At 68.0% G+C, this 21,772-nt stretch carries 20 protein-coding genes and 1 tRNA gene; 12 read left to right on the forward strand and 9 right to left on the reverse strand.

From position 1 onward, the window contains the following. The first annotated feature begins 16 nt into the window (after positions 1-16). From ASF08_RS00495 to ASF08_RS00505, 3 genes are all read left to right on the forward strand, one after another. Positions 17-1,708 carry an alpha/beta fold hydrolase gene (locus ASF08_RS00495; protein ID WP_244474409.1) on the forward strand — a complete coding sequence of 564 codons (1,692 nt, stop codon included), beginning with the start codon at positions 17-19 and terminating at the stop codon, positions 1,706-1,708. Positions 1,709-1,769: 61 nt separating this feature from the next. Next, a complete protein-coding gene (locus ASF08_RS00500) occupies positions 1,770-2,690 on the forward strand; it encodes an ADP-ribosylglycohydrolase family protein (protein ID WP_056139946.1) in 921 nt (306 codons plus the stop codon). A gap of 103 nt (positions 2,691-2,793) precedes the next feature. Continuing rightward, entirely contained in the window at positions 2,794-3,969 is a 1,176-nt protein-coding gene (locus ASF08_RS00505) for an MFS transporter (RefSeq protein WP_056139949.1), read from the forward strand. 30 nt (positions 3,970-3,999) lie between these two features. Here ASF08_RS00505 and ASF08_RS00510 read toward each other — a convergent pair whose 3' ends face one another. The 4 genes from ASF08_RS00510 to ASF08_RS00525 form a co-directional block, all read right to left on the reverse strand. Continuing rightward, positions 4,000-4,320, reverse strand: coding sequence for a hypothetical protein (locus tag ASF08_RS00510; RefSeq protein WP_056139952.1), 321 nt, complete (start codon positions 4,318-4,320; stop codon positions 4,000-4,002). 67 nt (positions 4,321-4,387) lie between these two features. After that, positions 4,388-5,161, reverse strand: a complete 774-nt coding sequence (locus ASF08_RS00515) for an ABC transporter ATP-binding protein (RefSeq protein WP_056139955.1) — start codon at positions 5,159-5,161, stop codon at positions 4,388-4,390. Next, positions 5,158-6,198 (reverse strand): FecCD family ABC transporter permease, encoded by a 1,041-nt coding sequence (locus ASF08_RS00520; RefSeq protein ID WP_056139958.1) that lies wholly within the window; start codon positions 6,196-6,198, stop codon positions 5,158-5,160. Before ASF08_RS00520 ends, ASF08_RS00515 begins: the two co-directional genes overlap by 4 nt. Next, positions 6,195-7,292, reverse strand: a complete 1,098-nt coding sequence (locus ASF08_RS00525) for an iron ABC transporter substrate-binding protein (protein WP_056139961.1) — start codon at positions 7,290-7,292, stop codon at positions 6,195-6,197. Before ASF08_RS00525 ends, ASF08_RS00520 begins: the two co-directional genes overlap by 4 nt. Before the next feature lie 262 nt (positions 7,293-7,554). Between ASF08_RS00525 and ASF08_RS00530 the strand changes: the two genes are divergently transcribed. Further along, the gene (locus tag ASF08_RS00530) at positions 7,555-8,871 is read left to right on the forward strand and encodes a UDP-glucose dehydrogenase family protein (protein WP_056139964.1); all 1,317 of its coding nucleotides are present in this window, start codon (positions 7,555-7,557) and stop codon (positions 8,869-8,871) included. 95 nt (positions 8,872-8,966) lie between these two features. Here the strand turns inward: ASF08_RS00530 and ASF08_RS00535 are convergent, their stop codons facing one another. Next, complete coding sequence (locus ASF08_RS00535) at positions 8,967-10,148, reverse strand: MFS transporter (RefSeq protein ID WP_056139967.1); 1,182 nt, start codon at positions 10,146-10,148, stop codon at positions 8,967-8,969. A 128-nt stretch (positions 10,149-10,276) separates the two neighbouring features. Here ASF08_RS00535 and ASF08_RS00540 point away from each other — a divergent pair, with 128 nt between their 5' ends. After that, a complete protein-coding gene (locus tag ASF08_RS00540; RefSeq protein WP_056139970.1) occupies positions 10,277-11,176 on the forward strand; it encodes a LysR family transcriptional regulator in 900 nt (299 codons plus the stop codon). A gap of 94 nt (positions 11,177-11,270) precedes the next feature. Here ASF08_RS00540 and ASF08_RS00545 read toward each other — a convergent pair whose 3' ends face one another. Next, complete coding sequence (locus ASF08_RS00545; protein ID WP_056139973.1) at positions 11,271-13,247, reverse strand: acyl CoA:acetate/3-ketoacid CoA transferase; 1,977 nt, start codon at positions 13,245-13,247, stop codon at positions 11,271-11,273. 613 nt (positions 13,248-13,860) lie between these two features. Here ASF08_RS00545 and ASF08_RS00550 point away from each other — a divergent pair. Then, positions 13,861-14,781, forward strand: a complete 921-nt coding sequence (locus tag ASF08_RS00550; protein ID WP_056139976.1) for a bestrophin family protein — start codon at positions 13,861-13,863, stop codon at positions 14,779-14,781. Positions 14,782-14,803: 22 nt separating this feature from the next. Here the strand turns inward: ASF08_RS00550 and ASF08_RS00555 are convergent, their stop codons facing one another. Next, positions 14,804-15,949: a type II asparaginase gene (locus tag ASF08_RS00555; protein WP_147831858.1), complete on the reverse strand. Its 1,146-nt coding sequence runs from the start codon at positions 15,947-15,949 to the stop codon at positions 14,804-14,806. Positions 15,950-16,327: 378 nt separating this feature from the next. On the opposite strand from ASF08_RS00555, the gene ASF08_RS00560 reads away from it, so the two are divergent. The 4 genes from ASF08_RS00560 (at position 16,328) to ASF08_RS00575 (ending at position 18,776) form a co-directional block, all read left to right on the forward strand. After that, a complete protein-coding gene (locus tag ASF08_RS00560) occupies positions 16,328-16,795 on the forward strand; it encodes a MarR family winged helix-turn-helix transcriptional regulator (RefSeq protein ID WP_018045326.1) in 468 nt (155 codons plus the stop codon). Positions 16,796-17,195: 400 nt separating this feature from the next. After that, positions 17,196-17,684, forward strand: coding sequence for an NUDIX hydrolase (locus ASF08_RS00565; protein ID WP_043764370.1), 489 nt, complete (start codon positions 17,196-17,198; stop codon positions 17,682-17,684). Between the two features lie 59 nt (positions 17,685-17,743). Beyond that, a tRNA-Thr gene (locus ASF08_RS00570) sits at positions 17,744-17,818 on the forward strand. Positions 17,819-18,173: 355 nt separating this feature from the next. Next, positions 18,174-18,776, forward strand: coding sequence for a hypothetical protein (locus tag ASF08_RS00575; RefSeq protein ID WP_244474410.1), 603 nt, complete (start codon positions 18,174-18,176; stop codon positions 18,774-18,776). 73 nt (positions 18,777-18,849) lie between these two features. Here the strand turns inward: ASF08_RS00575 and argB are convergent, their stop codons facing one another. Further along, complete coding sequence (gene argB, locus ASF08_RS00580; RefSeq protein ID WP_018045323.1) at positions 18,850-19,761, reverse strand: acetylglutamate kinase; 912 nt, start codon at positions 19,759-19,761, stop codon at positions 18,850-18,852. A 227-nt stretch (positions 19,762-19,988) separates the two neighbouring features. On the opposite strand from argB, the gene ASF08_RS00585 reads away from it, so the two are divergent. Both ASF08_RS00585 and ASF08_RS00590 read left to right on the forward strand, forming a co-directional pair. Further along, a complete protein-coding gene (locus ASF08_RS00585) occupies positions 19,989-20,252 on the forward strand; it encodes a hypothetical protein (protein WP_018045322.1) in 264 nt (87 codons plus the stop codon). 196 nt (positions 20,253-20,448) lie between these two features. Beyond that, positions 20,449-20,724 carry a hypothetical protein gene (locus tag ASF08_RS00590; protein WP_018045321.1) on the forward strand — a complete coding sequence of 92 codons (276 nt, stop codon included), beginning with the start codon at positions 20,449-20,451 and terminating at the stop codon, positions 20,722-20,724. Positions 20,725-20,841: 117 nt separating this feature from the next. On the opposite strand, the gene ASF08_RS00595 is transcribed toward ASF08_RS00590, so the two are convergent. After that, positions 20,842-21,633: an MOSC domain-containing protein gene (locus ASF08_RS00595; RefSeq protein WP_056140759.1), complete on the reverse strand. Its 792-nt coding sequence runs from the start codon at positions 21,631-21,633 to the stop codon at positions 20,842-20,844. Positions 21,634-21,772 lie beyond the last annotated feature (139 nt).

Below are 21,772 nucleotides of genomic sequence, written 5' to 3' on the forward strand. Positions count from 1 at the left end.
CGGGAGCGATGCCGCTGTGTCGCCCCTGCCGCTGAGCCCCGTCGCCTTCGACGGTCTGTTCGGCTGGTTCGGCCCAGGGATCTCGCGCCGGGGTGTCGTCCTGTGCGCCACCCACGGCTACGAGCAGCTTTCGGCGCATCGCCCCTGGCGGGCGCTCGCCGAGGGGATCGCCGCCACCGGCTGCGCCACCCTGAGCTTCGACTATCCCGGAACGGGCGATTCCTCCGACGCGGATGCCGACAGCGTCGAGGGCCGGGTGCGGGCGATCCGCCGGGCGGTCCGCCATCTCCGCGACGAGGCGGGGGTGGAGGAGATCGTCCTCGTCGGGCTTCGCCTCGGCGGCACGCTCGCGGCCCTGGCGGCGGAGGGGGATCACGTCGACCGGCTCGTCCTGCTGGCGCCCTTCGCGACCGGGCGCGCTTATTTGCGCGAAATGAAGATGCAGTCGCGCACCATCGGGCGCCTGCCGGACGGATCGCCACTGCCGCAGGAGGAGGGCTGCCTCACCGTGGGCGGATTCCATCTCGGTCCCGCTCTCGCCGCCGAACTTTCCGTCATCGACCTCACCAAGGCCGAGCGGGCGCCGGCTCCCGACATCCTGCTCGTCGGGGCTGAGGCCGGCGGGCTCGGCCCCCGTTACGCAGCGCTGGGGGCGCGGGTGACGACGCGGCCCTTTCCCGGCCTCGCCGCCCTCGTCGCCAACCCGCTCTATGCCGAGACGCCGGACGAGGTCTTCTCGGCGGTGATCGCTTCCGTCGCCGAAGGGGCGCAGCCCCGTCCCGTCCCGGCCGCCGCGCTCCCGCCGCTCCCGGCCGATCCGATCCGGGGGGACGGCTGGTGGGAGGAGCCCTCGCGGTTCGGCCCGTCTCTGTTCGGCATCCTCTGCCATCCGCGCGACGTGGAAGCGGCGCGGCCGATGGTGCTCTTCGTCAATGCGGGCACCAACGTGCATTCCGGCTGGGGGCGGCAGACGACCACGCTCGCGCGACGTCTCGCCGGCCAGGGCTTTCCGTCCCTGCGCATGGACCTGCGCGGCATCGGCGACAGTCCGAACCGGCCGGGCGGTGCGTCTCCCCTCTACAGCCTCGACGCGCTCGACGATGTCCGCGCCGCCCTCGACCGTCTTGAGACCGTTCGATCTGGCCCGATCGTCATCGTGGGCGCCTGCAGCGGGGCCTATCTCGCCTTCCGGGCCGTCTGCCGCGAGGAGAGGCTGAAGGGCGCGGTGCTGGTCAACCCCTATTGCTTCGACTGGAACCCGGCGGACGACGTGGACAGCGTTATCCGCAACGTGTTCCGGAACGCCTCGACCTATGCCGGCCTGCTGAAGCAGGGAGCCGCATGGCGACGCCTCGCGCGCGGCGAAATCCGCGTCGGCGCCATCGCGCGGGCGATCACCCGGGCCGCCATCGGGCGGGTGGGTAAGCGGCTCGCCCTCCTGCTCCGGCCCCGCCCTGCCGGCGGAAGCGTGGCGCAGCGCATCGCCGCCCTGCGCCGGCGCGGTGCCCATCTCGAACTCGTCTACAGCGCGGGCGATCGCGGCCTCGCCGCCCTGCACGAGGCGCTCGGCCGCTCCCCCGCGAGGATGGCCCGCCGCCTCGGCGGCCCGGTGACGATCATCGAGGGGGCGGATCACGATCTCAGCCCGGCCGCGGCGCAGGCGCGGATGACCGAGGTGCTGGAGCGGCTGCTCGCGCGCCTGCGCTGAAGCCCGTATCGCCGCGCCCCTCCGCGACGGGTATGGTTGCCGGAGCCAACGGAGCCTCCGCGTGACCTTGCCCGATCCGACGCACTCCCCCGCGATCCGCGACCGCGCCCGCGGCGCTTTCCTCGGCCTCGCGATCGGCGACGCCCTCGGCACCACCCTGGAATTCAGCCGCCGGGATACGCTTCCGCATCACACCGAGATGACCGGCGGCGGCCCGTTCGATCTTGAGGCCGGTCAGTGGACCGACGATACCAGCATGGCTCTGGCGCTTGCCGAGAGCCTGCTTCAGGCCGGACCTTTCGACCCTCACGACCTCGCCACCCGTTTCGTCGCGTGGTGGAAACAGGGCGCCTATTCCTGCACCGGCGCCTGTTTCGACATCGGCCTGACGACGCGGGACGCCCTGGCCCGGTTCGTCGAGACCGGCCGAGCCGAGTCCGGCTCCACCGATCCGGACACCGCCGGCAACGGCTCTCTGATGCGGCTCGCCCCCGTCGCCCTCGTCACTCTGCGCGATCCCCGCGAGGCCGAACGGATCGCCGAGGCGCAGAGCCGGACCACCCACGGCGCGCAGGAGGCCGTCGAGGCCTGCACCTATTTCGTCCAGCTCCTCCGTGGTGCGATTCTCGGCGACGCGGATATCCTGCGTCCGCGCACCGTCGGCGGCTCCGCCACATCGGCCATCGGGGCGATCGCCCGTGGCTCATGGCGCGGGAAGACACGGACCGGGATCCGTTCGTCCGGCTACGTGATCCACACGCTGGAGGCGGCCCTCTGGTCCGTCGGCAGCACCGAGACCTTCGAGGACGCGCTGATCCTGGCCGTCAATCTGGGCGAGGACGCCGATACGGTCGGCGCCGTCACCGGACAGCTCGCGGGCGCCCTCTACGGCGCCTCGGCGATCCCCGAACGCTGGCTCCGGCCCCTGGCCTGGCACGAGCGGATCGTCGATCTCGCCGACGCCCTGGTGGCGAAAGCCTGATCCCGGGCGCATCGCGCGTTGCCGTCATGATCCGCGTATGAAACACACCCCTGTGGACGCTCGCGCGAGGGCCGACCGGATCGTCCCCGTTTCGAGGGTGTGAATGACCGCAGCGCCAACGGCCTTCTCGACCACGCGGCTCATCGTGATCCTGGCCGTGGCCGGCTTCGCCAGTACCTTCGCCGGGCGCGCCATCGAGCCCCTCGTCGGCGTCCTCGCCCGCGATCTGCGCAGCGATCCACATACGGTCGCTTTGCTGTCGACGGCCTTCGCGCTGCCCTACGCCCTGATCCAGCCGATCCTCGGGCCGGTGGGGGATTCGCTGGGCAAGGAACGGGTCATCGCCGTCTGTCTCGGCTTCCTCACTTTGGCGCTCGCCGGATGTGCGCTCTCGGCGGATCTCACTGTGCTGTTCGGGCTGCGCGTGCTCGCGGGCGCGGCGGCGGGCGGCGTCATCCCGCTGGCGCTCGCTCTCATGGGGGACCGTATCCCGCTGGAGCGCCGACAGGTCGCCATCGGCCGCTTCCTCGTCGCCGTCATCCTCGGGCAATTGTCCGGCTCGACCTTCGCCGGTCTGATCGAGGCCGATGTCGGCTGGAAAGGCGTCTTCGCCATCACGGCGGCCATCGCCGCGCTCGGCTGCGCGGCGGCGATCCTCGGCTTCGAATGGGCGGCCGGCGCGGCACCCAAGCGCTTCGCGTTGGGCGAGGCGGTGGCGCGCTACCGCACCATCGTCGCCATTCCCCGTGCGCGGGTACTGTTCGCCGCCGTGTTCATCGAGGCGATCGCGGTGTTCGGCATCTTTCCCCATCTCGCGCCGTTGATCGAAGCGCGCGGGGAGGGCGGCCCCCGCGAGGCCGGGCTGGCCCTGGCGGGCTTCGCCGCCGGCGGTTTGCTCTACTCGGCCTTCGTCGCCCTCCTCCTGCGGTTCCTCGGGATGCGCCGGATGCTGGTCGGCGGAGGCGCCATCTGCGCCGGCGCCCTCCTCGTCATCGGCAGCGCGGGAAGCTGGCAGGTGGATTGCGCGGCCCTCGTGGCGTTGGGCCTCGGCTTCTACATGCTCCACAACACCTTCCAGGTGCAGGTGACCGAGGTCGCGCCCACGGCCCGCGCCTCGGCCGTCTCCCTCCACGCCTTCTCGTTCTTCTGCGGACAGGCTCTGGGCGTGGCGATCCTCGGTGCGGCGCTTCAAGGCCTCGGCCAGTTCACCGCGCTCGCACTCTGCGCCCTCGTGATCCTGGGTGTCGGCACTCTCACCGGGAAGCTGCTCTCGCGGTAGGATCACGCGCCCATCGTCGGGGGAGGCCGCCTACGTCTCCGGGAGCCCCGCATACCACTCGGCATAGGTCGTGTTCGCGACCATGCGGCGGTTCTGGTCGGGGGCGCCGTCCGTCCACCAGACGGGGCCGCGTTCGCCCAGACCGTGCTTGGCAGCGTCGACCGCCGCGCGGGCGCGCTTCATGGCGACCTCGTCGCCCGAGCGCTTGGCCTCCTTCACCGCCCGCCGCGCATCCATCAATGCCTTGACGAGGTGCTCCCGCTTCTCTTCGCTCAGGTTCGGATCGGTGCGCCGCCAGAGCCGTCCCTTGACGACGATGTAGCGGCCGTCGGGGGTCTCCAGCGCTGGCATCCGGTCTCCGTTCCCTCATCGACGCTCATCGGCACGGCAACGCGCGGGCGGGTGCCGGCGTGCCGCGTCAGCGGGGCAGGATCGGCGTGCAGACGAAGCGTCCGCTGCCCGGCAGGGGGACGATGGCGACGTCGATGCCGTAGATGAGGCGCAGGGTCTCGGGCGTGACGGCCTCCTCCGGTCTGCCGAGTGCCAGGAGCCGGCCCTCGTGCAGGAGTGCGACCGTGTCGCAGAGGAAGGCGTGATCCGGGTCGTGGGTCGAGAGAACGATGCCCATGCCGCGTTCCTTGAGGCGCCGCACCTGGTCGAGGACGCGGGCCTGATTGCCGAAATCGAGGCTGGCGGTGGGCTCGTCCATGACGAGGAAGCGGGGTTCTCCCGCCAGCGCCCGGGCGATGAGGACGAGCTGGCGCTCGCCCCCGCTGATCTCCGTGTAACGCCGCTCGGACAGATGCCGGATGCCGAGGGTGGCGAGCGCCTCGAGGGCTATCGCCTCGTCCGCCCTGCCGGGAGCGGCGAAGGCACCGAGGCGGCTCGCCCGGCCCATCAGCACCACGTCCTGCACGCGGAAAGGAAAGAAGGCGGCATGGGCCTGGGGCACGTAGGCGACGCTGCGCGCGAACCGCGCCCGCGACCAGGTGGTCACATCCTGGCCGTCGAGGGTGATCCGCCCGGCTTTCGCGGGGAGCAGGCCGAGGAGGGTCTTGAACAGGGTGGTCTTGCCGCCGCCATTCGGACCCAGAAGGCCGAGCACCTCGCCCGCCTTCAAGGTGAAGCCGATGCCCACGCCGAGGGGCTTCGTGCCGTAGCCGAAGGCGAGGTTCTGGACTTCCAGGCTCAAGCCCAGCCCCCCTTCGCGGTGGCCAGGAGCCAGAGGAAGAACGGTGCGCCGATGAGCGCGGTGAGGATGCCCAGCGGCACCTCGATCGGCGCGACGGTGCGGGCGACGAGATCCACCGCCAGGAGGTAGCCCGCCCCCATCAGGAGGGAGGCCGGCAGCAGGCGGCGGAAGTCCGGCCCGACCATCAGCCGGGCCACATGCGGGATGATGAGGCCGATCCAGCCGATCACGCCGGTGACGGAGACGGCGGCCGCGGTCACCAGGGTCGCGGCGGCGATGAAGAGCGGGCGCAGCAGGCGCGTCTCGACGCCCAGCGCCCTGGCCTCCTCCTCACCGAGACTCATCAGGTTCATCCGCCAGGCGAACAGGACGAGGGGCAGCAGGCCGAGCACCATCGCCGGCAGGATCGCGCCGACATCGCCGAGAGTGACGGAAGCGAGGCTGCCGAGCAGCCAATAGGTGATGGCGGGCAGCTGGTTGTAGGGGTCGGCCAGCACCTTCAGCAGTGAGATCGCTGAGCCGAGGACGGCCCCGATGGCGACGCCGGCGAGCACCAGGGTCAGTACCGGATCGTGCCGTCGCACCGCGAGGCCCACCGCGTAGACCGCGCCCACGGCGAGCAATCCCCCGGCAAAAGCGAGGAGCTGGATCGCACCCACGGGGAGCGAGAGAAAGATGCCGAGCACGGCGCCGAGGCTCGCGCCGGCCGAGACCCCGAGGATGTCGGGCGAGACCAGGGGATTGCGGAACAGGCCCTGGTAGGTCGAGCCTGCCGCGGCCAGGGCCGCGCCGACGACGAGGCTCGCCGCCACGCGCGGCAGGCGCACCTGCAGCACGACGATCTGCGCGGTCGGATCGATGGAGGAGGAGAGCCCAAGCAGCTTCGCCCAGAGGATGTGGGCGACGTCGGTCACGGGTACGGAGTACTTGCCCGTTGCCAGGGAGACGAGAACGAGGAGCAGCAGCGCGAGAAGCGGGAGCACGCCCGCCACGGCGAGGCGCAAGGCAGGCCGGGCGGCGAGGGAGGAGGCTGTCACGGGCGTGCGGCCCCTGCATCCTTCAGCAGGGTTTCCAACTGCGCCGCGTCGAGGTCCACATGGTAGAAGCGCCTGTAGAAATCGCGCGTGATGCTCTCCATCGGCTCGGGGAACAGGTCCGGATACAGTCGGGCCGCGAGCCAGCGCAGGCCGATCAGGCGGTTGATCCCCGGTGGGGAGTCGAACCAGCCGAAGGGCAGGCGCGGTGTCTGGTAGACTCGGCCGGCCCGCACGGCCCGCAGCGTGCTCCAGAGCGGATCGGTGGCTATGGCCCGGTAGAAGGCGGGGTCGAGGGTGACGATGGCGTCGGGATCCCAGGCCAGGACCTGTTCCGGCGAGATCGTGGTGAGTCCCGCAGCACCCCCGCCCTCCGCGACATTGCGAGCGCCGGCCAGGTCGAGGATCTCGGTATTGATCGAGCTCGAAACCCCCGTCTCCAATCCGCGAGGCCCGCGGGCGTAGTAGACGCGCGGCCGCCTGTCGGCGGGGACCGAGGCGATCCGGCCCTTCACCTCGGCGATCATCGCCTCCGCATGGGTAGCGAGATCGCCGGCGCGCTCCGGGACGCCGATGAGTTCCCCGAGCTTGGCGTAGGTCTCGGACGTGCGGTCGATGGCGCCGTCGAGGAGAATGTACGGAATGCCCGTCTGGGCCTGAACCCGGTCGGCGAGGGAGACATAGGTCGGCGCCGTGCTGCCCACGTCGATGATGAGATCCGGCTTCAGGGTCAGCACGGCCTCGACATTGGCGGTGTTGCCCTTGCCCGTCAGCCGGCCGTAGGCGGGCAGGTCACGCGTCTCCGGCGTCAGGAAGGCGGCCTCGTCGGGGGAGGGGGCGCGGACCCAGCCGATCATGGTCTCTGGGGCCAGGGTGTAGAGCAGGACCGAGGCCGGCGGACCGGCGGCGAGGATGCGGCGCGCACGCTCCGGCACCTCCACCGTTCGCCCGGCCGCATCGACGAAGGGGCGGGCAAAAGCCGCCTCCACGGAGAGGGCGAGGCCCGCCAGAGTTATCGCGACCGCCACGAGCGCCTGCAAAGCACGGGACGGAACGTGGTTCCGGGCGGTGGCCGGCGGGATGAAGCGAAGGATCATGGCCTGGATCGTATCATGGCGACGGGCGCGGCGCTCCGTGACGCACGCGCCCGGAACCGAGGCCGCCGTACCCTCTCGTTTGTCATCCGCAGGGGGCTGCTATACAGCCCCGGCCTACCGATCCGCCAGGCGGAGGTGGAGGCTTCGGGACCTGCCGACGTGATAGTCGGCCATCCTCCCGGTCCGTCATGGATCTGTCACCGCCGGCGGCGAGAGACGGTTGGTCGAGACGCCTGATCGAGGCGGCCGAGGAGAGAGCCTGATGAAGATCGCGATGATCGGCGCGGGGTATGTCGGCCTGGTCTCCGGTGCGTGCTTCGCCGATTTCGGCCACACGGTCTGTTGCGTCGACAACGATCCGGCAAAGATCGAAGCGCTCGAGCAGGGGCGCATCCCGATCTTCGAGCCGGGCCTCAACACGCTGGTGGCCGACAATGTCCGCCAGAACCGCCTGACCTTCACCACCGACCTGACGAGCGCGGTGGCCGCCGCCGACACGGTGTTCATCGCGGTGGGCACGCCGTCCCGGCGGGGCGACGGCTTTGCCGATCTCTCCTACGTCTATGCGGCGGCGCGCGACATCGCCGCCGCGCTCACCGGCTATACGGTGGTGGTAACCAAATCCACGGTTCCCGTCGGCACCGGCGACGAGGTCGAGCGCATCATCCGCGAGGCGCGGCCCGATGCGGATTTCGCCGTGGTGTCGAATCCCGAATTCCTGCGCGAAGGCGCGGCGATCGGCGATTTCAAGCGGCCCGACCGCATCGTCATCGGGGCCGATGATGCCCGCGCTGCCAACGTGATGAACGAGGTCTACCGCCCGCTCTACCTCAACCAGGCGCCGATCCTCGTCACCGGCCGGCGCACGGCCGAACTGACGAAATACGCCGCCAACGCGTTCCTCGCCACCAAGATCACCTTCATCAACGAGATCGCCGATCTCTGCGAGCAGGTCGGCGCCAATGTGCAGGAGGTCGCCCGTGGCATCGGCCTCGACAACCGCATCGGCTCGAAATTCCTGCATGCCGGGCCGGGCTATGGCGGCTCCTGCTTTCCCAAGGACACGCTCGCCCTGGTGAAGACCGCGCAGGATTGCGGCACGCCGATCCGGCTGGTGGAGGCGGTGGTCGCCGTCAACGACCAGCGCAAGCGGGCCATGGCCCGCAAGATCGTCACCGCCTGCGGCGGCTCGGTGCGCGGCAAGACCATCGCGCTGCTGGGCCTCACCTTCAAGCCGAACACCGACGACATGCGCGATGCGCCGTCCCTCTCCATCGTCGCCGGCCTGCAGGATGCCGGCGCGCGCATCCGCGCCCATGATCCGGAGGGGATGGAGGGCGCGAAGCACCTGATGCCGGACATCGCCTATGCCGACGACCCCTATTCCTGCGCCGAAGGGGCGGACGCCCTCGTCATCGTCACCGAGTGGAACGCCTTCCGCGCCCTCGACTGGGCGTTGCTCGCCGAGAGCATGGCCGCCCGGGTAGTGGTGGACCTGCGCAACGTCTACCGGGGCGAGGACGTGGCTCGCCACGGCTTCCACTATGTCGGCATCGGCGTTCCGACGCCGGAGGCGTGAGCTAAGGGGAGAGGACGCCTTTTCGCGTCCCGAGGCCTCGTTTCCGACCCGCGCTCGTTCAATGAGCCGATATCGATCTCGTCGAAGGAGGGTTCTCAAGCGAACCCGGTTTTGCGGTCTGCCAGGACCAAGAGACCGACGAAGGCCAGCAGCCCCACGAGGCTCCAGGGCAGGGCGGCGGCACCGCCGGATTGAAGCAAGAGGCCTCCGAGCACGCCGCCGCCGGCGATCGCGAGGTTCCAGGCGGTGACGACCATCGATTGGGCCACGTCGGCGGTCTTTCCCGAAATCCGTGCCGAGGCCGTCTGGAAAAGGGACGCCGCACCGCCGAAGGCGACACCCCATACCGATACGGCCACCAGCACGGCCCATCGGGTGTCACCGAGGATGGCGAGAACCAGTCCCGCGCCGCAGAAAGCGGCGATGCTGATCTGTGTGAGCGCCCGCAGGCTCTGGTCGATCCGGGATCCGACGATCCAGATTCCCACCATCGCCGCGAGGCCGAACAGGAGCAGCACGGCATCGGTGCGGGAGGCCAGGCCGGAGCGGGCGAGGAAGGGCGCGACATAGGTGTAGAGGATGTTGTGAGCCAGCACGAAGCCCAGCGTCACCGCCAGCACCGTCTTCAGGCCCGGCAGGGCGATGACCTCGGCGAGGGGGAGTCTGCGGTCATGGGCTTCGCCCTCGAAGTCAGGGACCTTCCAGGCGATCCAGCCGACCAGCACGACGCTGAGACCGCTCAGGATCATGAAGACCGGGCGCCATCCGACGAGACCACCGAGCAATGTCCCGGCCGGAATGCCGATCGACAGGGCCAAGGGCGCGCCGACCATGGCGATGGAGATGGCGCGGCCCCTCAGATGTTCAGGGGCCATGCGGCCGGCATAGCCGGCGAGCAGGGACCAGACGAGCCCCGCGAAGAGCCCGGCGATGAAGCGGGCGGCCAGCATCAGCCTGTAATCGGTCGACGACGCCGTCACGGCATTGACCACGAGGAAGCCGCCCATGGCCAGCATGAGGAGCGGTCGCCGTCGCCATGTCCGGGTTGCCGCCGTGAGCGGAATGGCCGCGACGAGAGAGCCGATCGCGTAGGCGGTGACGAGTTGTCCGACCATGGCCTCGGACACGCCGAGATCCGCGCTCATGAGCGGGAGCAGTCCGGCGGGCAGGGCTTCGGTCAGGATGGTGAGGAAGCCCGCCATCGCCAGGGCCGAAAGGCCGACGACCGGCAAGCGGGTTGCGCCCGGCGCAACGGGCGGGGTGATCGTTTCAGCCATTGGATCGGTCCGTCGATAGGCGGTCCGAGCGACCGCGTCATCGGCGATACCCCTCTGCAATGGCGCGAAAAATACTCTATCGTTCCGGTTTATCCGGACGTTGGTGTCCGCAATCGTGGGACGATACCGTGGACACTCTGTCCGCCCTCAACGTTTTCCTACAAGCCGCTGAGGCTGGAAGCTTCGTCGAGGCCGCCCGGCGGCTCGGAGTTTCTCCCTCGGCGGTGGGCAAGGCCATCGCGCGGCTGGAGCTGCGGTTGGGCACCCGTCTGTTTCACCGCAGCACCCGCAGCATCGCCCTGACGGCGGAAGGCAGCCTGCTCTTGGAGCGCAGCCGCCGCATCTTTGCCGAGGTCGATGCCGCGACCCGCGAGATGTCCTTGTCACAGGAGAGGCCGCGGGGACGGCTGCGGATCAGCCTTCCGCTGGTGGGGATGCTGTTGATGCCGTCCCTGTCCGCCTTCATGCGCGCATATCCGGATGTCGAGCTCGACCTCGATTTCACCGATCGCGTCGTCGATGTAGTGGAGGAGGGGTTCGACGCGGTCGTGCGGACTGGCGAGGTCTCCGATTCCCGGCTGATGACGCGCATGCTCGGGCAATTCGAGCACAGGGTCGTGGGGGCGCCGGAATACTTCGATAGGATGGGATACCCGAACATACCGGAGGATCTCGCCGGGCATGCCTGCCTGCAGCACCGTTATCCCTCGAACGGCAAGCTGGAGCGATGGCCTCTCTACCGGGGCGATATCTTCGTCGGAGGCGATGTGCCGGTCGCGTTGACGGCGAGCACGCTCGAGCCGCTGATCTATCTGGCGGAGCGGGGACAGGGCGTCACCTGCGTCCCTCTCTTCACCATCCGGCCGCAGATCGAAGCCAGTCTGCTTCTGCCGGTTCTGACACCCTACATTAAGAGCACCGGCAAGCTCAGAATCGTCTGGCCCTCGAGCCGTCAGGTGAGCCCGAAGGTTCGCGCCTTCGTCGATTTCCTGGCTACCGATCTCACGGTGTCGGAGCGCACTGCCTGATCAAGCGTCATGCGACCGGCCGCATCCTCGTGCATGCTGGCAGCACGAGGGATGGAGACCGGCCGTCGAACCCGATCTCCATCCCGCCGTGATCTCACGCCGCCGCGTCGATGGCGGTGGAGGCCCGGCGCACCTTGCGGTCCATGCCGTCGAGGAAGGCGTGGGCGTCTTCCTTGCGCTCGAAGACATGCGGGGCGAGGCCGCGCTTGTTGAGCGCTTCTTCCATCTTGAGACGCAGGAAGGCGCTCGTCGCGTAGCGCGTGGTCGTGAGGTAATAGTTCGCCGACAGGTATTGGATCATGCTGGCGTAATCGTCGTACAGGTTCTCGTTGATGCGGAACCCGTCATGGTTGACCACCGAGTTGACCCGCCGGCCGGCCTTCTTGCAGGCATCGACCAGAACCTTGCGCAGGTCGTCGATGTCGCTCTTGATGCGGGCGTGCCAGCCTTCGAGGTTGAGGAAGAGGATGTTGCGCTCGGCGTCGTAGCTGACCCGTTCCGGCAGGTTGAGGTTGAGGAGATCCGAGAGGAGCTCCATCGGCTCGTCCCGGAACAGTCGGGCATCCATCTGCGCCGGGTGCTTGATGATCGGCGTAAAGCCCATATGGGGCAGGATATCGCGCTCGATATCGATGCCGGGCGCCACCTCGATGAGTTCGAGCCCTTCGTCGGTGAGCTGGAAGACGCAACGCTCGGTGACGTAGATCACCGGCTGCGAGCGCTTCTGTGCGTAGGGGCCGCTGAAGGTGATCTGCTCCACCTGCGGCAGGAACTTCTGCGAGCGCCCCTCGGTGACGATCTTGAGCTTGCCGTCCTCGATCGTGGTCTCCAGGCCGCCCACGGTGAAGGTGCCGGCGAAGACAACGCTCCGCGCGTTCTGGCTGATGTTGATGAAGCCGCCGCAACCGTTGAGCTTGCCGCCGAACGCGCTGGTGTTGACGTTGCCGTGCTGGTCGCACTCGGCCATGCCGAGGCAGGTCATGTCGAGGCCGCCGCCATCGTAGAAATCGAACATCTGGTTCTGGTCGATGACGCAATCGGCATTCGTCGCCGCGCCGAAGCTCGACCCGGACGCGAGCACGCCGCCCACGGCGCCGGCTTCCGTGGTGAGGGTGATGTAGGGCGTCACCTTCTCCTCGTTGGCCACCGCCGAAATGCCCTCGGGTGCGCCGACGCCGAGATTGACCACGCCGTTCGGCGGCAATTCGAAGGCCGCGCGGCGGGCGATGATCTTGCGGGCGTCGAGCTTCATCTTCTTCATGCCGCTCACCGGCACGCGGATCTGGCCGGCGAGCGCCGCATCGTGCTGCACGCCGTAATTCATGCGGTGCATCTCGGGCTCGGCCAGCACCACGCAATCCACCAGGATGCCCGGCACCCGCACGTCCTTGGGCAGCAGGAAGCCGTCATCGACGATGCGCTCCACCTGCGCGATGACGATGCCGCCATTGTTGCGCGCCGCCATGGCCTGGGCCAGGCAGTCGAGGGTGAGCGCTTCCTTCTCGAAGGAGATGTTGCCGGCCGGGTCCGCCGAGGTGCCGCGGATGAAGGCGACGTCGATCTTGGTGGCGGTGTAGAACAGCCACTCCTCGCCATCGACCTCCACGAGCTTGACGATCTCGTCCGTCGTCACCTGGTTGACGCGGGCGCCGCCATGGCGCGGATCGACATAGGTGTGCAGGCCCACTTTGGAAAAGAGGCCGGGCTGGCCGGCGGCGCAGGCGCGGTAGAGCTGCGAGATCACGCCCTGGGGCAGGTTGTAGCCGACGATCTTGTTGTCCTGGGCGGCCTTGGCCACCTTCGGCATGCGACCGAAATTGGCGGCGATGACGCGCTTCAGCAGGCCCTCATGGTGGAGGCGGCCGGTGCCGAGGCCTTTGCTGTCGCCGGCGCCGGCGGTCATGATCAGGGTGAGGCCGCGCGGGGCGCCCGTGTCGACGAAGCGCTTCTCCAGGGCGGCATGAAGCGCCTCCGGGATGCAGCTTTGGACGAACCCCGTGGTGGTGACGACGTCGTCGTGCCGGATGAGGGCGATCGCCTCCTCGGCCGTGATCACCTTATTTTTCTTCATCGACCGGTCTATCCTCGGAGCGCCTCCCCCGTCCCGTCCCTAACACAAGTGATATCTTGCATAGTGTCGGGAGTGCGGAAGTCTTGTTTGGCGCCCATAGCGTAAAGATACGGTCCAGTTTCCGCAAGGGGCCGGTCTAGGGGTAGTAGCGGTGCGAATGTCTTGTTGCACTGCAGCGGATTGGTTGGTTCTCGCTCCCCGATATCCGGCCTTTCCGGCGGTTCGCGAGGATTCTGCGCAATTGTTCGCTCTTGGTTGAGCGGCACGAAGACTTTTGCGGTGCGGGAACGTCGACAATATTCAACATTCTGCGTTCCATCGCTGCCGAGCGCCCTGTGCCGATCTCCATTCCCGGTGTTCCGACCACGCGGCGAGATCGGGCGCGGTGCGCCGTGGATCGATGGTGTTCATGGCGGGCAGACCTCGTGAAAGTCGTCCATCGGTCTTGCATCCTGGAACCTGCGACGCTCGAAAGGACTGAGCGAGGGACGCGTCGGCTTGCCGGTGCGAGCCTGCTCGGGTTGGCGTGTCGTGGAGCGACCGGTGACGCGGGCTCGTCCGGGTTGTCCTTTCGCGCGGCCCTCGGTCCCATCAACGGAACCTCGAACCCATCATGATCGTCCGTTCGCGTCCAAACCTGATGGCGGTGCTGTTCACGCTTCAGGGCTCGATCCTGCCGAGGGTGGCGCTGAAGGTGAGCTTCATCACCGCGGCTGCCATTGCAGTCGTCGCGGTGGAGCGGGCATGGCCCCATCCCTTTCCGATGAGTGCCGGCATCGGCCCCTTCACCCTAGTCGGGTTGGCGCTCTCGATCTTCCTGAGTTTCCGCAACGGGGCCTGCTACGACCGTTGGTGGGAGGCGCGCAAAGCCTGGGGAACGCTGATCCTCGAAGCGCGCTCCTTTGCCCGCCTCCTGGCCGCGCTCCTGCCCGAGGAGCAGCATCGCGCCCTCCGCGCGCGGACGCTGAGGCGCGTCATGGCCTTCGCCCTCGCCCTGCACGCGCAAATGCGCCGTGGCGACGAGGCGGCGGCCGCCATCCCGTGGCTCCCCGAGGCGGAGGCGGCGGATCTGCACGCCCGGCCCAGTCCGGCCGAGGCGGTGCTCGTCCACCAATTGGCCGATCTCGGGCGGGCCCGGAGCGAGGGCGCCGTCTCCGACATCCTGTTCGGCCTCGTGGAGCAGAAGATCGCCGCCCTTGGCCAGGTTCAGATCGTCTGCGAGCGCATCCAGAGCACACCGCTCCCCTTCGCCTACACCCTGCTCCTGTACCGCACGGCCTGGATCTACTGTCTGCTCCTGCCCTTCGGGCTCGCGGGCACCCTGGGCTGGGTGACGCCGCTCGTGACGGCGCTCGTCGCGTATACCTTCTTCGGCCTCGATGCCCTGGGGGACGAGCTGGAGGATCCCTTCGGCACCGAACCCAACGATTTGCCTCTCGATGCCCTCGTCCGCGTGGTGGAGGGGATCGTCCGCGACGCCCTCGGTGAGCCCGCGCCGCCGCCCCTCGCGCCGGAGGGTTTCCTCCTGCGCTGAGGCGATGGTCGGGGCGATCCGCTCAGTATTCCCAGAAGATCCGCTGCAGCTCCTTGGTGTCCTGCGTCTTCGTCAGGGCGACGGCAGCGAGGATCTTGGCCTTCTGCGGGTTGAGGTCGTGGGCGACGACCCAATCGTACTTGTCGTCCGGCTGCTCGGCATTGCGCAGGACGAAGCCGTCGCCGACGCGGGACGAACGGATGATCTGCACCCCCTTGGAGCGGATGTCCTTCAGGGTGTCGACGAGATAGCCGGCCACCGAGCCGTTGCCGGTGCCGGCATGGATGATGGCCTTCGCGCCGCCGGCCACGGCCGAGGTGTAGGGTTCCGGGTGCATGTTGCCCGAGCCGTAGACGATGGCGACGTCCGGCAGGGAGTCGATCGTCTCGATGTCGAACTCGGAGGTCGTGCCGTGGCGCTTCACCGGCGCGCGGAACCAGTAGGTCTTGCCCTCCACCACCATGCCGAGCGGCCCCCACTGGCTGAAAAAGGCGGAGGGCTTGATGTTCACGCGCTTGGTGCTGTCGCGTCCGGCCTGGATCTCGTCGTTCATGGTGAGGAGCACGCCCTTGGCGCGGGAATCCTTCGCGCCGGCGACCACCACGGCGTCGAGGAGATTGAGGGCGCCGTCCGCCGAGATCGCGGTGGAGGGGCGCATGGAAGCGACCATGACGATGGGCTTGTCGGTCTTCACGACGAGGTCGAGGAAATAGGCGGTCTCCTCCACGGTGTCGGTGCCATGGGTGATGACCACCCCATCGACGTCGTCGCGTTTGACCAGGGCCGAGACCTGCTTGGCGAGCTGGATCAACTGGGCGTTGGTGAAGCTCTCCGACGCGATCTGGAAGGCCTGCTCTCCGCGCACCTCGGCGATCTGGGCGATGGCGGGCACGGCGGCGATGAGCTTGTCCACCGGGACCTTGGCCGCCTGGTAGGTGGCGCTGTTGGCGGCATCCGCACCGGCGCCGGCGATGGTGCCGCCGGTGGCCACGATGACGACACGGGGCTTGGCTGCCGCCGCCGGCGCCGTGGCCTCACCCGGTTTGGCGGGAGCCGGCCCTTCGAGCGCCGAACCCGAGACCGGTGCCAGGGGCAGGCCGAGGCCGAAGGCCAGGGCGATGGCCATCGGAAGAGCGCGGGAGCGGGAGGCTGAAGGGGCGAGCTGCATCGTGGTATCCTGTCACGGGCTTGATCCCCGCATTGTGGCCGCTCCCTCCGCCGAGGCACAGGCCAAAAAGGGGGCGGTCACAGGCTGTTCGTGCATCAATCCGCCCCGTTCGTAACAGGGAGGGTGCGCTTGGGCCGTCTGCGTCGCGCGGCTCGCGCGATCGCGTGGCATCCCGTCCATGGCCGCCATCGGGTATGGATGCGGCCTGTGGTCCGGTAAATGCTTGCAATCGGAACGAAATGACGAGACTTTCGGACGTTGGCAGCCCCTCGTCCGGCTCCGCGTCCGATGCCCCGGGCACGGAGCCGGACGCGAGGAACCGAGGTCGCCGGTCGTGCGTCGTCTCGTCTGGATCTGGGGATCGATCGCGTGGTGTATATGGTCGATGCTCCAGAGCAGCAGGTGAGCTCCACCACGGACCCGCTGCTCCTCGACAATCAGCTCTGCTACGCGCTCTACGCCGCCGCGCATCGGATCACCCGGTCGTACCGGCCCATGCTGGAGCGGATGGGGCTGACCTATCCGCAATATCTGGTTCTCCTCGTCCTGTGGGAGACCGATGGCGTGACGGTGTCGGATATCGGTCGCCGTCTGAGGCTCGATTCCGGCACGCTGACGCCGGTTCTGAAACGGCTCGAGACGGCCGGTTTCCTGATCCGCAACCGACGGCGGAGTGACGAGCGCGAGGTCGAGATCCAACTGACCGAGCATGGCCGTGACCTTCGCGCCGAAGCCCGCCTCGTGCGGGAATCCGTGATGTGCCAGCTCAACATGTCGGAGCCGGAGGTCCAGGCCATGCGCGCCGACCTCAATGCCCTGATCGAGAACCTCAGCGCCGCCGGCTGAACACCGCCTTGCATCGCCGTGCCGAGGGTCATTCCGCCGGTGCCGGCTGAGTTCGCGGTGTCACACGCGTGTCGTAGGAACGCGGGTTCTCTACGCTGGAAGCACGGGAAGCCGTTTTAGTTTGCCGGATAAATTTTGCCTTGAGGGCAATCTTCTTTTTCCGGTAGAGCCAACCCGTGTCCGACACATCCAAGCCAGCCTCGGCTGTTCCATACCTGCGGGCTCGTCCTCGCGTGACAGACAAGGGGCGTCCGATGATCCGGAGTTCGATGGTCCTCGTACCGATCGCTCATGCTGTGAAAACGCCCGTCTCGTCGCGAATGCGTACAATGCCCCGTCTCGAACCTCGCTGTCGGCCTCGGCCCGTCGAACCCGGACGGCGACTGGGCGTTCACCTGCCATGAGTTCAATCCAATTGGAGAGTGAGGCGGAGCCTCGACGCCAAGTCGGTGCCTTGCCGTTCCGGCGCCTTCCGGATGGCGGGTTCAAGATCCTCCTCATCACCTCGCGCGAGAGCCGCCGGTGGGTGATCCCGAAAGGCTGGCCGATGAAGGGCCGCAAGCCATTCGAGGCCGCCGCCCGGGAAGCCTATGAGGAGGCCGGTCTCCTGGGCGAGATCGGCAAGAGGCCGCTCGGCTTCTATCTTTACGAGAAACGCCTGAAGAGCCGCGATTTCGTCCTCTGCCAGGTCAAGGTGTTCCCCCTGGAAGTGCGCAAGCAGCTCAAGCACTGGCCGGAGCGGAACGAGCGCGAGGACCGCTGGTTCTCTCCCTCCGACGCGGCGGAAGCCGTGGCCGAATCCGGCTTGGCGGGCATCATACGAGCCGCCTGCAAGAGGGAAACCGGGCTGCTCGTTTCAAACGGATTGCTCAAAGGTGGCGAGAAGTGATTGCCAAGCCGCGTTTGATCCGCTAACTCCCCGCTCGTCCCGACACGTCGCGACGATCGGCTGCTGTAGCTCAGTGGTAGAGCACCTCATTGGTAATGAGGAGGTCGACAGTTCAATCCTGTCCAGCAGCACCATTTTCTCTGATCACATCATTGATTTATCTGATGGTGTCCCGATGGTCACGGGACGTGTCGGTCGAGTGCTCAGACATGGCTGGGCACCTTCCTTTCCTTCCCATTTTTAATTCACCCGTATCGCCATGATGCGGATGTGGTGGCGATTGCCTTGACGCTGTCGCGGCCGAGGCGATAGGGCTACGCCCCGTCTCGGCAGCCGGCCTGCGAAACCAAGGCTCGAGCGCGGGGCACATGTGTGCGGCGGTGTCGCCGGTTTCTCGGCATGGCGGCTTCCGACATGGGAGCGGCAGCGCGAACGGTCGGGGAAGCGATCCGCGGCGCGGCGCCCCAGATCGATCGAGAGGGTTTCATCGTGAGCTTTGAGCCGGACCACAAGGCATTGGCGATTCCCGGCCCCGACGTTTCCGACGAGCGACCTTCGGCGGACGCGGAGTCCATCATCGCAGCCCTGGAGAAGGCGGCCGTTTCAGCCTCCGAGTCCCCACCGTCGCTCAAGATGGTGGATATGGCCAAGCGTCTCGTCGTCGAGCTGCGGGTAGCCTGTCGGGGGCGACCCGACGCCAGGCCGATGATCCTGCGCGGCCGCGCCGCCCTCAAGAAGGTTGAGGCTGCGTACCGGCCCGACGGGGCGGATGTGACCGAGGATGCGGTCTCCGCCGACGAGCGCCGCGCCGCGAAGGTCGAGGCGGCCCGCCGTCGCGTGGCCGAGCGCGAGGAGGTGTTCGCGCAGAATGCCGACCGCATGCGCAAGATCGTGGGTGCGTTGACGGCCGCCGCGAAGACCGAGGATCCAGGCCGCTTCACGGTCCAGGCCGGCCTGTGTCAGCAGATATGGGACGAGATCGGCCCCGCGGGCCCGGAAGGGCCCGCCCTGCTCAAAGCCTATCGCAAGGCGACGGCGTTGTTCTGGGCCAAGGCCGGTGTGCCCGAGCCCGGCAAGGCCGAAGACGCGTGACGGTCTCCGGCCCCGGCCGGCTTCGAATGTGCCGTGCCCCGGGACGCAGACGAGACGTCCCGGGGCTTCGTGGCTACGTACGGCGGATCAGGGTACCCGCGCCGTGGTCGGTGAAGAGCTCGAGCAACACCGCGTGGCTGACCTTGCCGTCGAGGATGACCACGGCCTCGACGCCCTGTTCCAGCGCGTAGATGCAGGTCTCGATCTTCGGGATCATCCCGCCCGTGATGGTGCCGTCGGCGATGAGGCGGCGGCAATCCTCGAGGGTCAGGTCGGTGATCAGCTTCTTGTCCTTGTCGAGTACGCCCGGCACGTCGGTGAGCAGCAACAGGCGCTTGGCCCGCAGCGCCCCGGCGATCGCTCCGGCGAACGTATCGGCATTGACGTTGTAGGTCTGGCCGTCCGCCCCGAACGCGACCGGGGCGAGGACCGGAATCAACTCGGCTTTCAGCACCGCATCGAGGACGCCGCGTTCCACGTGCTCGGGCTCGCCCACGAGGCCGAGATCGATCTCCTGCTCGGTCTGGCTCTCCGGGTCGAGGACGGTACGCGTCGCCTTGCGGGCGCGGACCATGTTGCCGTCCTTGCCGCAGAGACCGATGGCGCGGCCGCCCTCGGCCGAGATCCAGCCGACGATCTGTTTGTTGATCGAGCCGGCGAGCACCATCTCGACCACCTCTACGGTGGCCTCGTCGGTGACGCGCAGGCCGCCCCGGAATTCGGATTCGATCCCGAGCCGGCCGAGCATCCGTCCGATCTGCGGGCCGCCGCCATGGACGACGATGGGCTTCAGGCCGGATTGCTCGAGGAGGACGATGTCCTCGGCGAAATCCTCCGCCGCCGCGCGGTCGCCCATGGCGTGGCCGCCATACTTGATGACGACGATTTCCTGGTCGTAGCGCTGCATGTGTGGGAGCGCCTGGACCAGGACTTCCGCGCGGACATGCACGTTCGGGAGGGCGTCTTTTGCCAGAGATTCTTTCATCGTGAGGCACTGTCCTCGCTACGGCGCCGGATCGGGATGCGCGACGACGCGCTTCTAGCGCAGCGATGTCGCACTGCGAAGCGCCATAGCCGCCAAAGCTCGGAAAAATGGTCCCGTTGTGAAAGGCGGATCGGTGGTGAGAACAGCCGGCACCAAGGGGGAGGGTATAACCATGCGTTAACCATGTCCTGTGATCCTTTGGACGATTGCACAGGACGCTTCCTCCGATGCTCGCCGCGGATCCCACCCTCGCCCGTCCGACCCTCACCGGCCTTCGGAATCTGACTGCCGCCCTCGCCCAGATCGGGAAGGACACCGCCTCTCCCGCAGAAGTCTGGCGCAGACTGACCGACAGCTACGTCGTCGATCTCGATGCCGTCGCCAGCATCCTGCCCCGCGCCGAGCCCGAGCCGACCTGGCTCGTGCCCCGTAACGAGGATCGCCTCGTCACCGGCCGATCGCGGGCCGGCAAGGTGTCGCTTCGCGCGTGAATCCGAAGTCTTCGCGCCGCGCATGAGAGCCATGTCCGGCCCGGATCGAGGCTACCTTACGACAGGTTTGGCATCTGTCATGCTAGACCAAGTCCAATGAAAAACGACGAGGAACGCTCAGGCAACAATCACGCGGCCGCTCGACGCCTGAGCAACACCGCGGACCTTATTCGCCGAACCGAAAAAGGGGTCCGTCATGTCCGAATTGTTAGCCGTCGCCCTCGTTTGCTCCAGCATGATCGCGGTGCAGGATTGCTCCCGCACCACCGCCCTCGACGTCATCGTGTCTCCCGCGCACACGCCGATGGAATGCATGATCCATGGCCAGACCATGGCTGCTTCCACTTGGAGCGATGATGGTGAGAAGCGCTACGTGAGGGTGACCTGCGAGCGCCGCCATGCCGATCTTCGCGGCCTGCGCCGGGCGGGCTACGCCGCAGCTATCGTCCTCGTCCCGCGTCACGCGATCTGAGCGATCCCGCATCGGGGAACGCGACGGACGATCAGGACCCGCAGGCCTCGCGAGTCTCCGAGGCAGGTTTCGCAGACGTGGCCGCCGCGCTTCTGCGATACAAACCTGTTTAGCGCCTCACGCCTCGATCCGGAGCGTCTCGCCCCGTTCGAGGCGGCCCCCATGGAGCACCTCCGCGTAGACCCCGCAATCGGCATGGCCGAGACGCGTGGAGAGCGTCCGGGGGATCGCGAGGTCACGGATGCCGGTCGCCGGATCGACATTCGTCGCCGCACAGCGCTCCGTCCGCTTCGAGATCCGCAGGCGCACGCCTCCCGCCGTGGCGAGAATGCGCCCGACGAGGTCGAGTTCGGCGAAGGGGGGAAGGCCGGTGAGGTGAAGGTTCGCGCGGAAGCGCAACGGATCGACGGGCGCGCCCACCATGTCCTGCGTCGCCGCGACGCTGGCGAGGTTGAGGAGCGAGACGAAGCCGCGTGCTGAATCGGTGAAGCGGAAGCCGTCCGGTGCGGCGAGCAGCCTCGGCGGCCCGCGCAGGGAGTCCGCGAATTCGGCACGGAAGAACGCTTCCACCGCCTCGCGCCCTTCCGGCGTCGAGAGGTCGGCCTCGACCACGAGGCCGTCGCCCTGGCGGATCGTCAGCACCGACGTTTCGTCGTCGTAGCGCGTGATGAGGCGGGCCAGGGCCTCGTTGCGCATCAGCATCAGGAACTTGATCTTGGGCTGATGCTTCGGCGCGGCCGGATCGAAGCCGGACGGCCCGTTCTCGATGGCGAACAGCCGGTCGCCCGGAAAATAGCGTCCCGCTTCCAGCGTCACTTGCTCCAGCTCCTCGGGCGAGAGCCCCTTCACGGGGTAGCGGTGGAGCGCTTCGAGGCACAGTTCGGGAAGGCTGGTCGGCGTCGCGGTCATGCCGTCAGCCTCGCCCGAAGCCATACTCGCACGCAAGTCCGTGATCGGGTCTTGTGGTGCTCATTTGCAACACTACATCGTGAGCAATCGGCGGCCCTCGCGGCGCCGAGGCTTCCCGGACCATCCGGTCGGGAAGCGA

It is taken from the genome of Methylobacterium sp. Leaf85, assembly GCF_001422125.1.
GTDB classification, from domain to species: domain Bacteria; phylum Pseudomonadota; class Alphaproteobacteria; order Rhizobiales; family Beijerinckiaceae; genus Methylobacterium; species Methylobacterium bullatum.

Excerpts from the sequence above, each read along its gene's own strand:
- ASF08_RS00505 (WP_056139949.1), top strand. The coding sequence starts at position 2,794 with ATGACCGCAGCGCCAACGGCCTTCTCGACCACGCGGCTCATCGTGATC.
- ASF08_RS00510 (WP_056139952.1), bottom strand. The coding sequence starts at position 4,320 with ATGCCAGCGCTGGAGACCCCCGACGGCCGCTACATCGTCGTCAAGGGA.
- ASF08_RS00525 (WP_056139961.1), bottom strand. The coding sequence starts at position 7,292 with ATGATCCTTCGCTTCATCCCGCCGGCCACCGCCCGGAACCACGTTCCG.
- ASF08_RS00530 (WP_056139964.1), top strand. The coding sequence starts at position 7,555 with ATGAAGATCGCGATGATCGGCGCGGGGTATGTCGGCCTGGTCTCCGGT.
- ASF08_RS00535 (WP_056139967.1), bottom strand. The coding sequence starts at position 10,148 with ATGGCTGAAACGATCACCCCGCCCGTTGCGCCGGGCGCAACCCGCTTG.
- ASF08_RS00545 (WP_056139973.1), bottom strand. The coding sequence starts at position 13,247 with ATGAAGAAAAATAAGGTGATCACGGCCGAGGAGGCGATCGCCCTCATC.
- ASF08_RS00550 (WP_056139976.1), top strand. The coding sequence starts at position 13,861 with ATGATCGTCCGTTCGCGTCCAAACCTGATGGCGGTGCTGTTCACGCTT.
- ASF08_RS00555 (WP_147831858.1), bottom strand. The coding sequence starts at position 15,949 with ATGCAGCTCGCCCCTTCAGCCTCCCGCTCCCGCGCTCTTCCGATGGCC.
- ASF08_RS00560 (WP_018045326.1), top strand. The coding sequence starts at position 16,328 with ATGGTCGATGCTCCAGAGCAGCAGGTGAGCTCCACCACGGACCCGCTG.
- ASF08_RS00565 (WP_043764370.1), top strand. The coding sequence starts at position 17,196 with ATGAGTTCAATCCAATTGGAGAGTGAGGCGGAGCCTCGACGCCAAGTC.
- argB (WP_018045323.1), bottom strand. The coding sequence starts at position 19,761 with ATGAAAGAATCTCTGGCAAAAGACGCCCTCCCGAACGTGCATGTCCGC.
- ASF08_RS00585 (WP_018045322.1), top strand. The coding sequence starts at position 19,989 with ATGCTCGCCGCGGATCCCACCCTCGCCCGTCCGACCCTCACCGGCCTT.
- ASF08_RS00590 (WP_018045321.1), top strand. The coding sequence starts at position 20,449 with ATGTCCGAATTGTTAGCCGTCGCCCTCGTTTGCTCCAGCATGATCGCG.
- ASF08_RS00595 (WP_056140759.1), bottom strand. The coding sequence starts at position 21,633 with ATGACCGCGACGCCGACCAGCCTTCCCGAACTGTGCCTCGAAGCGCTC.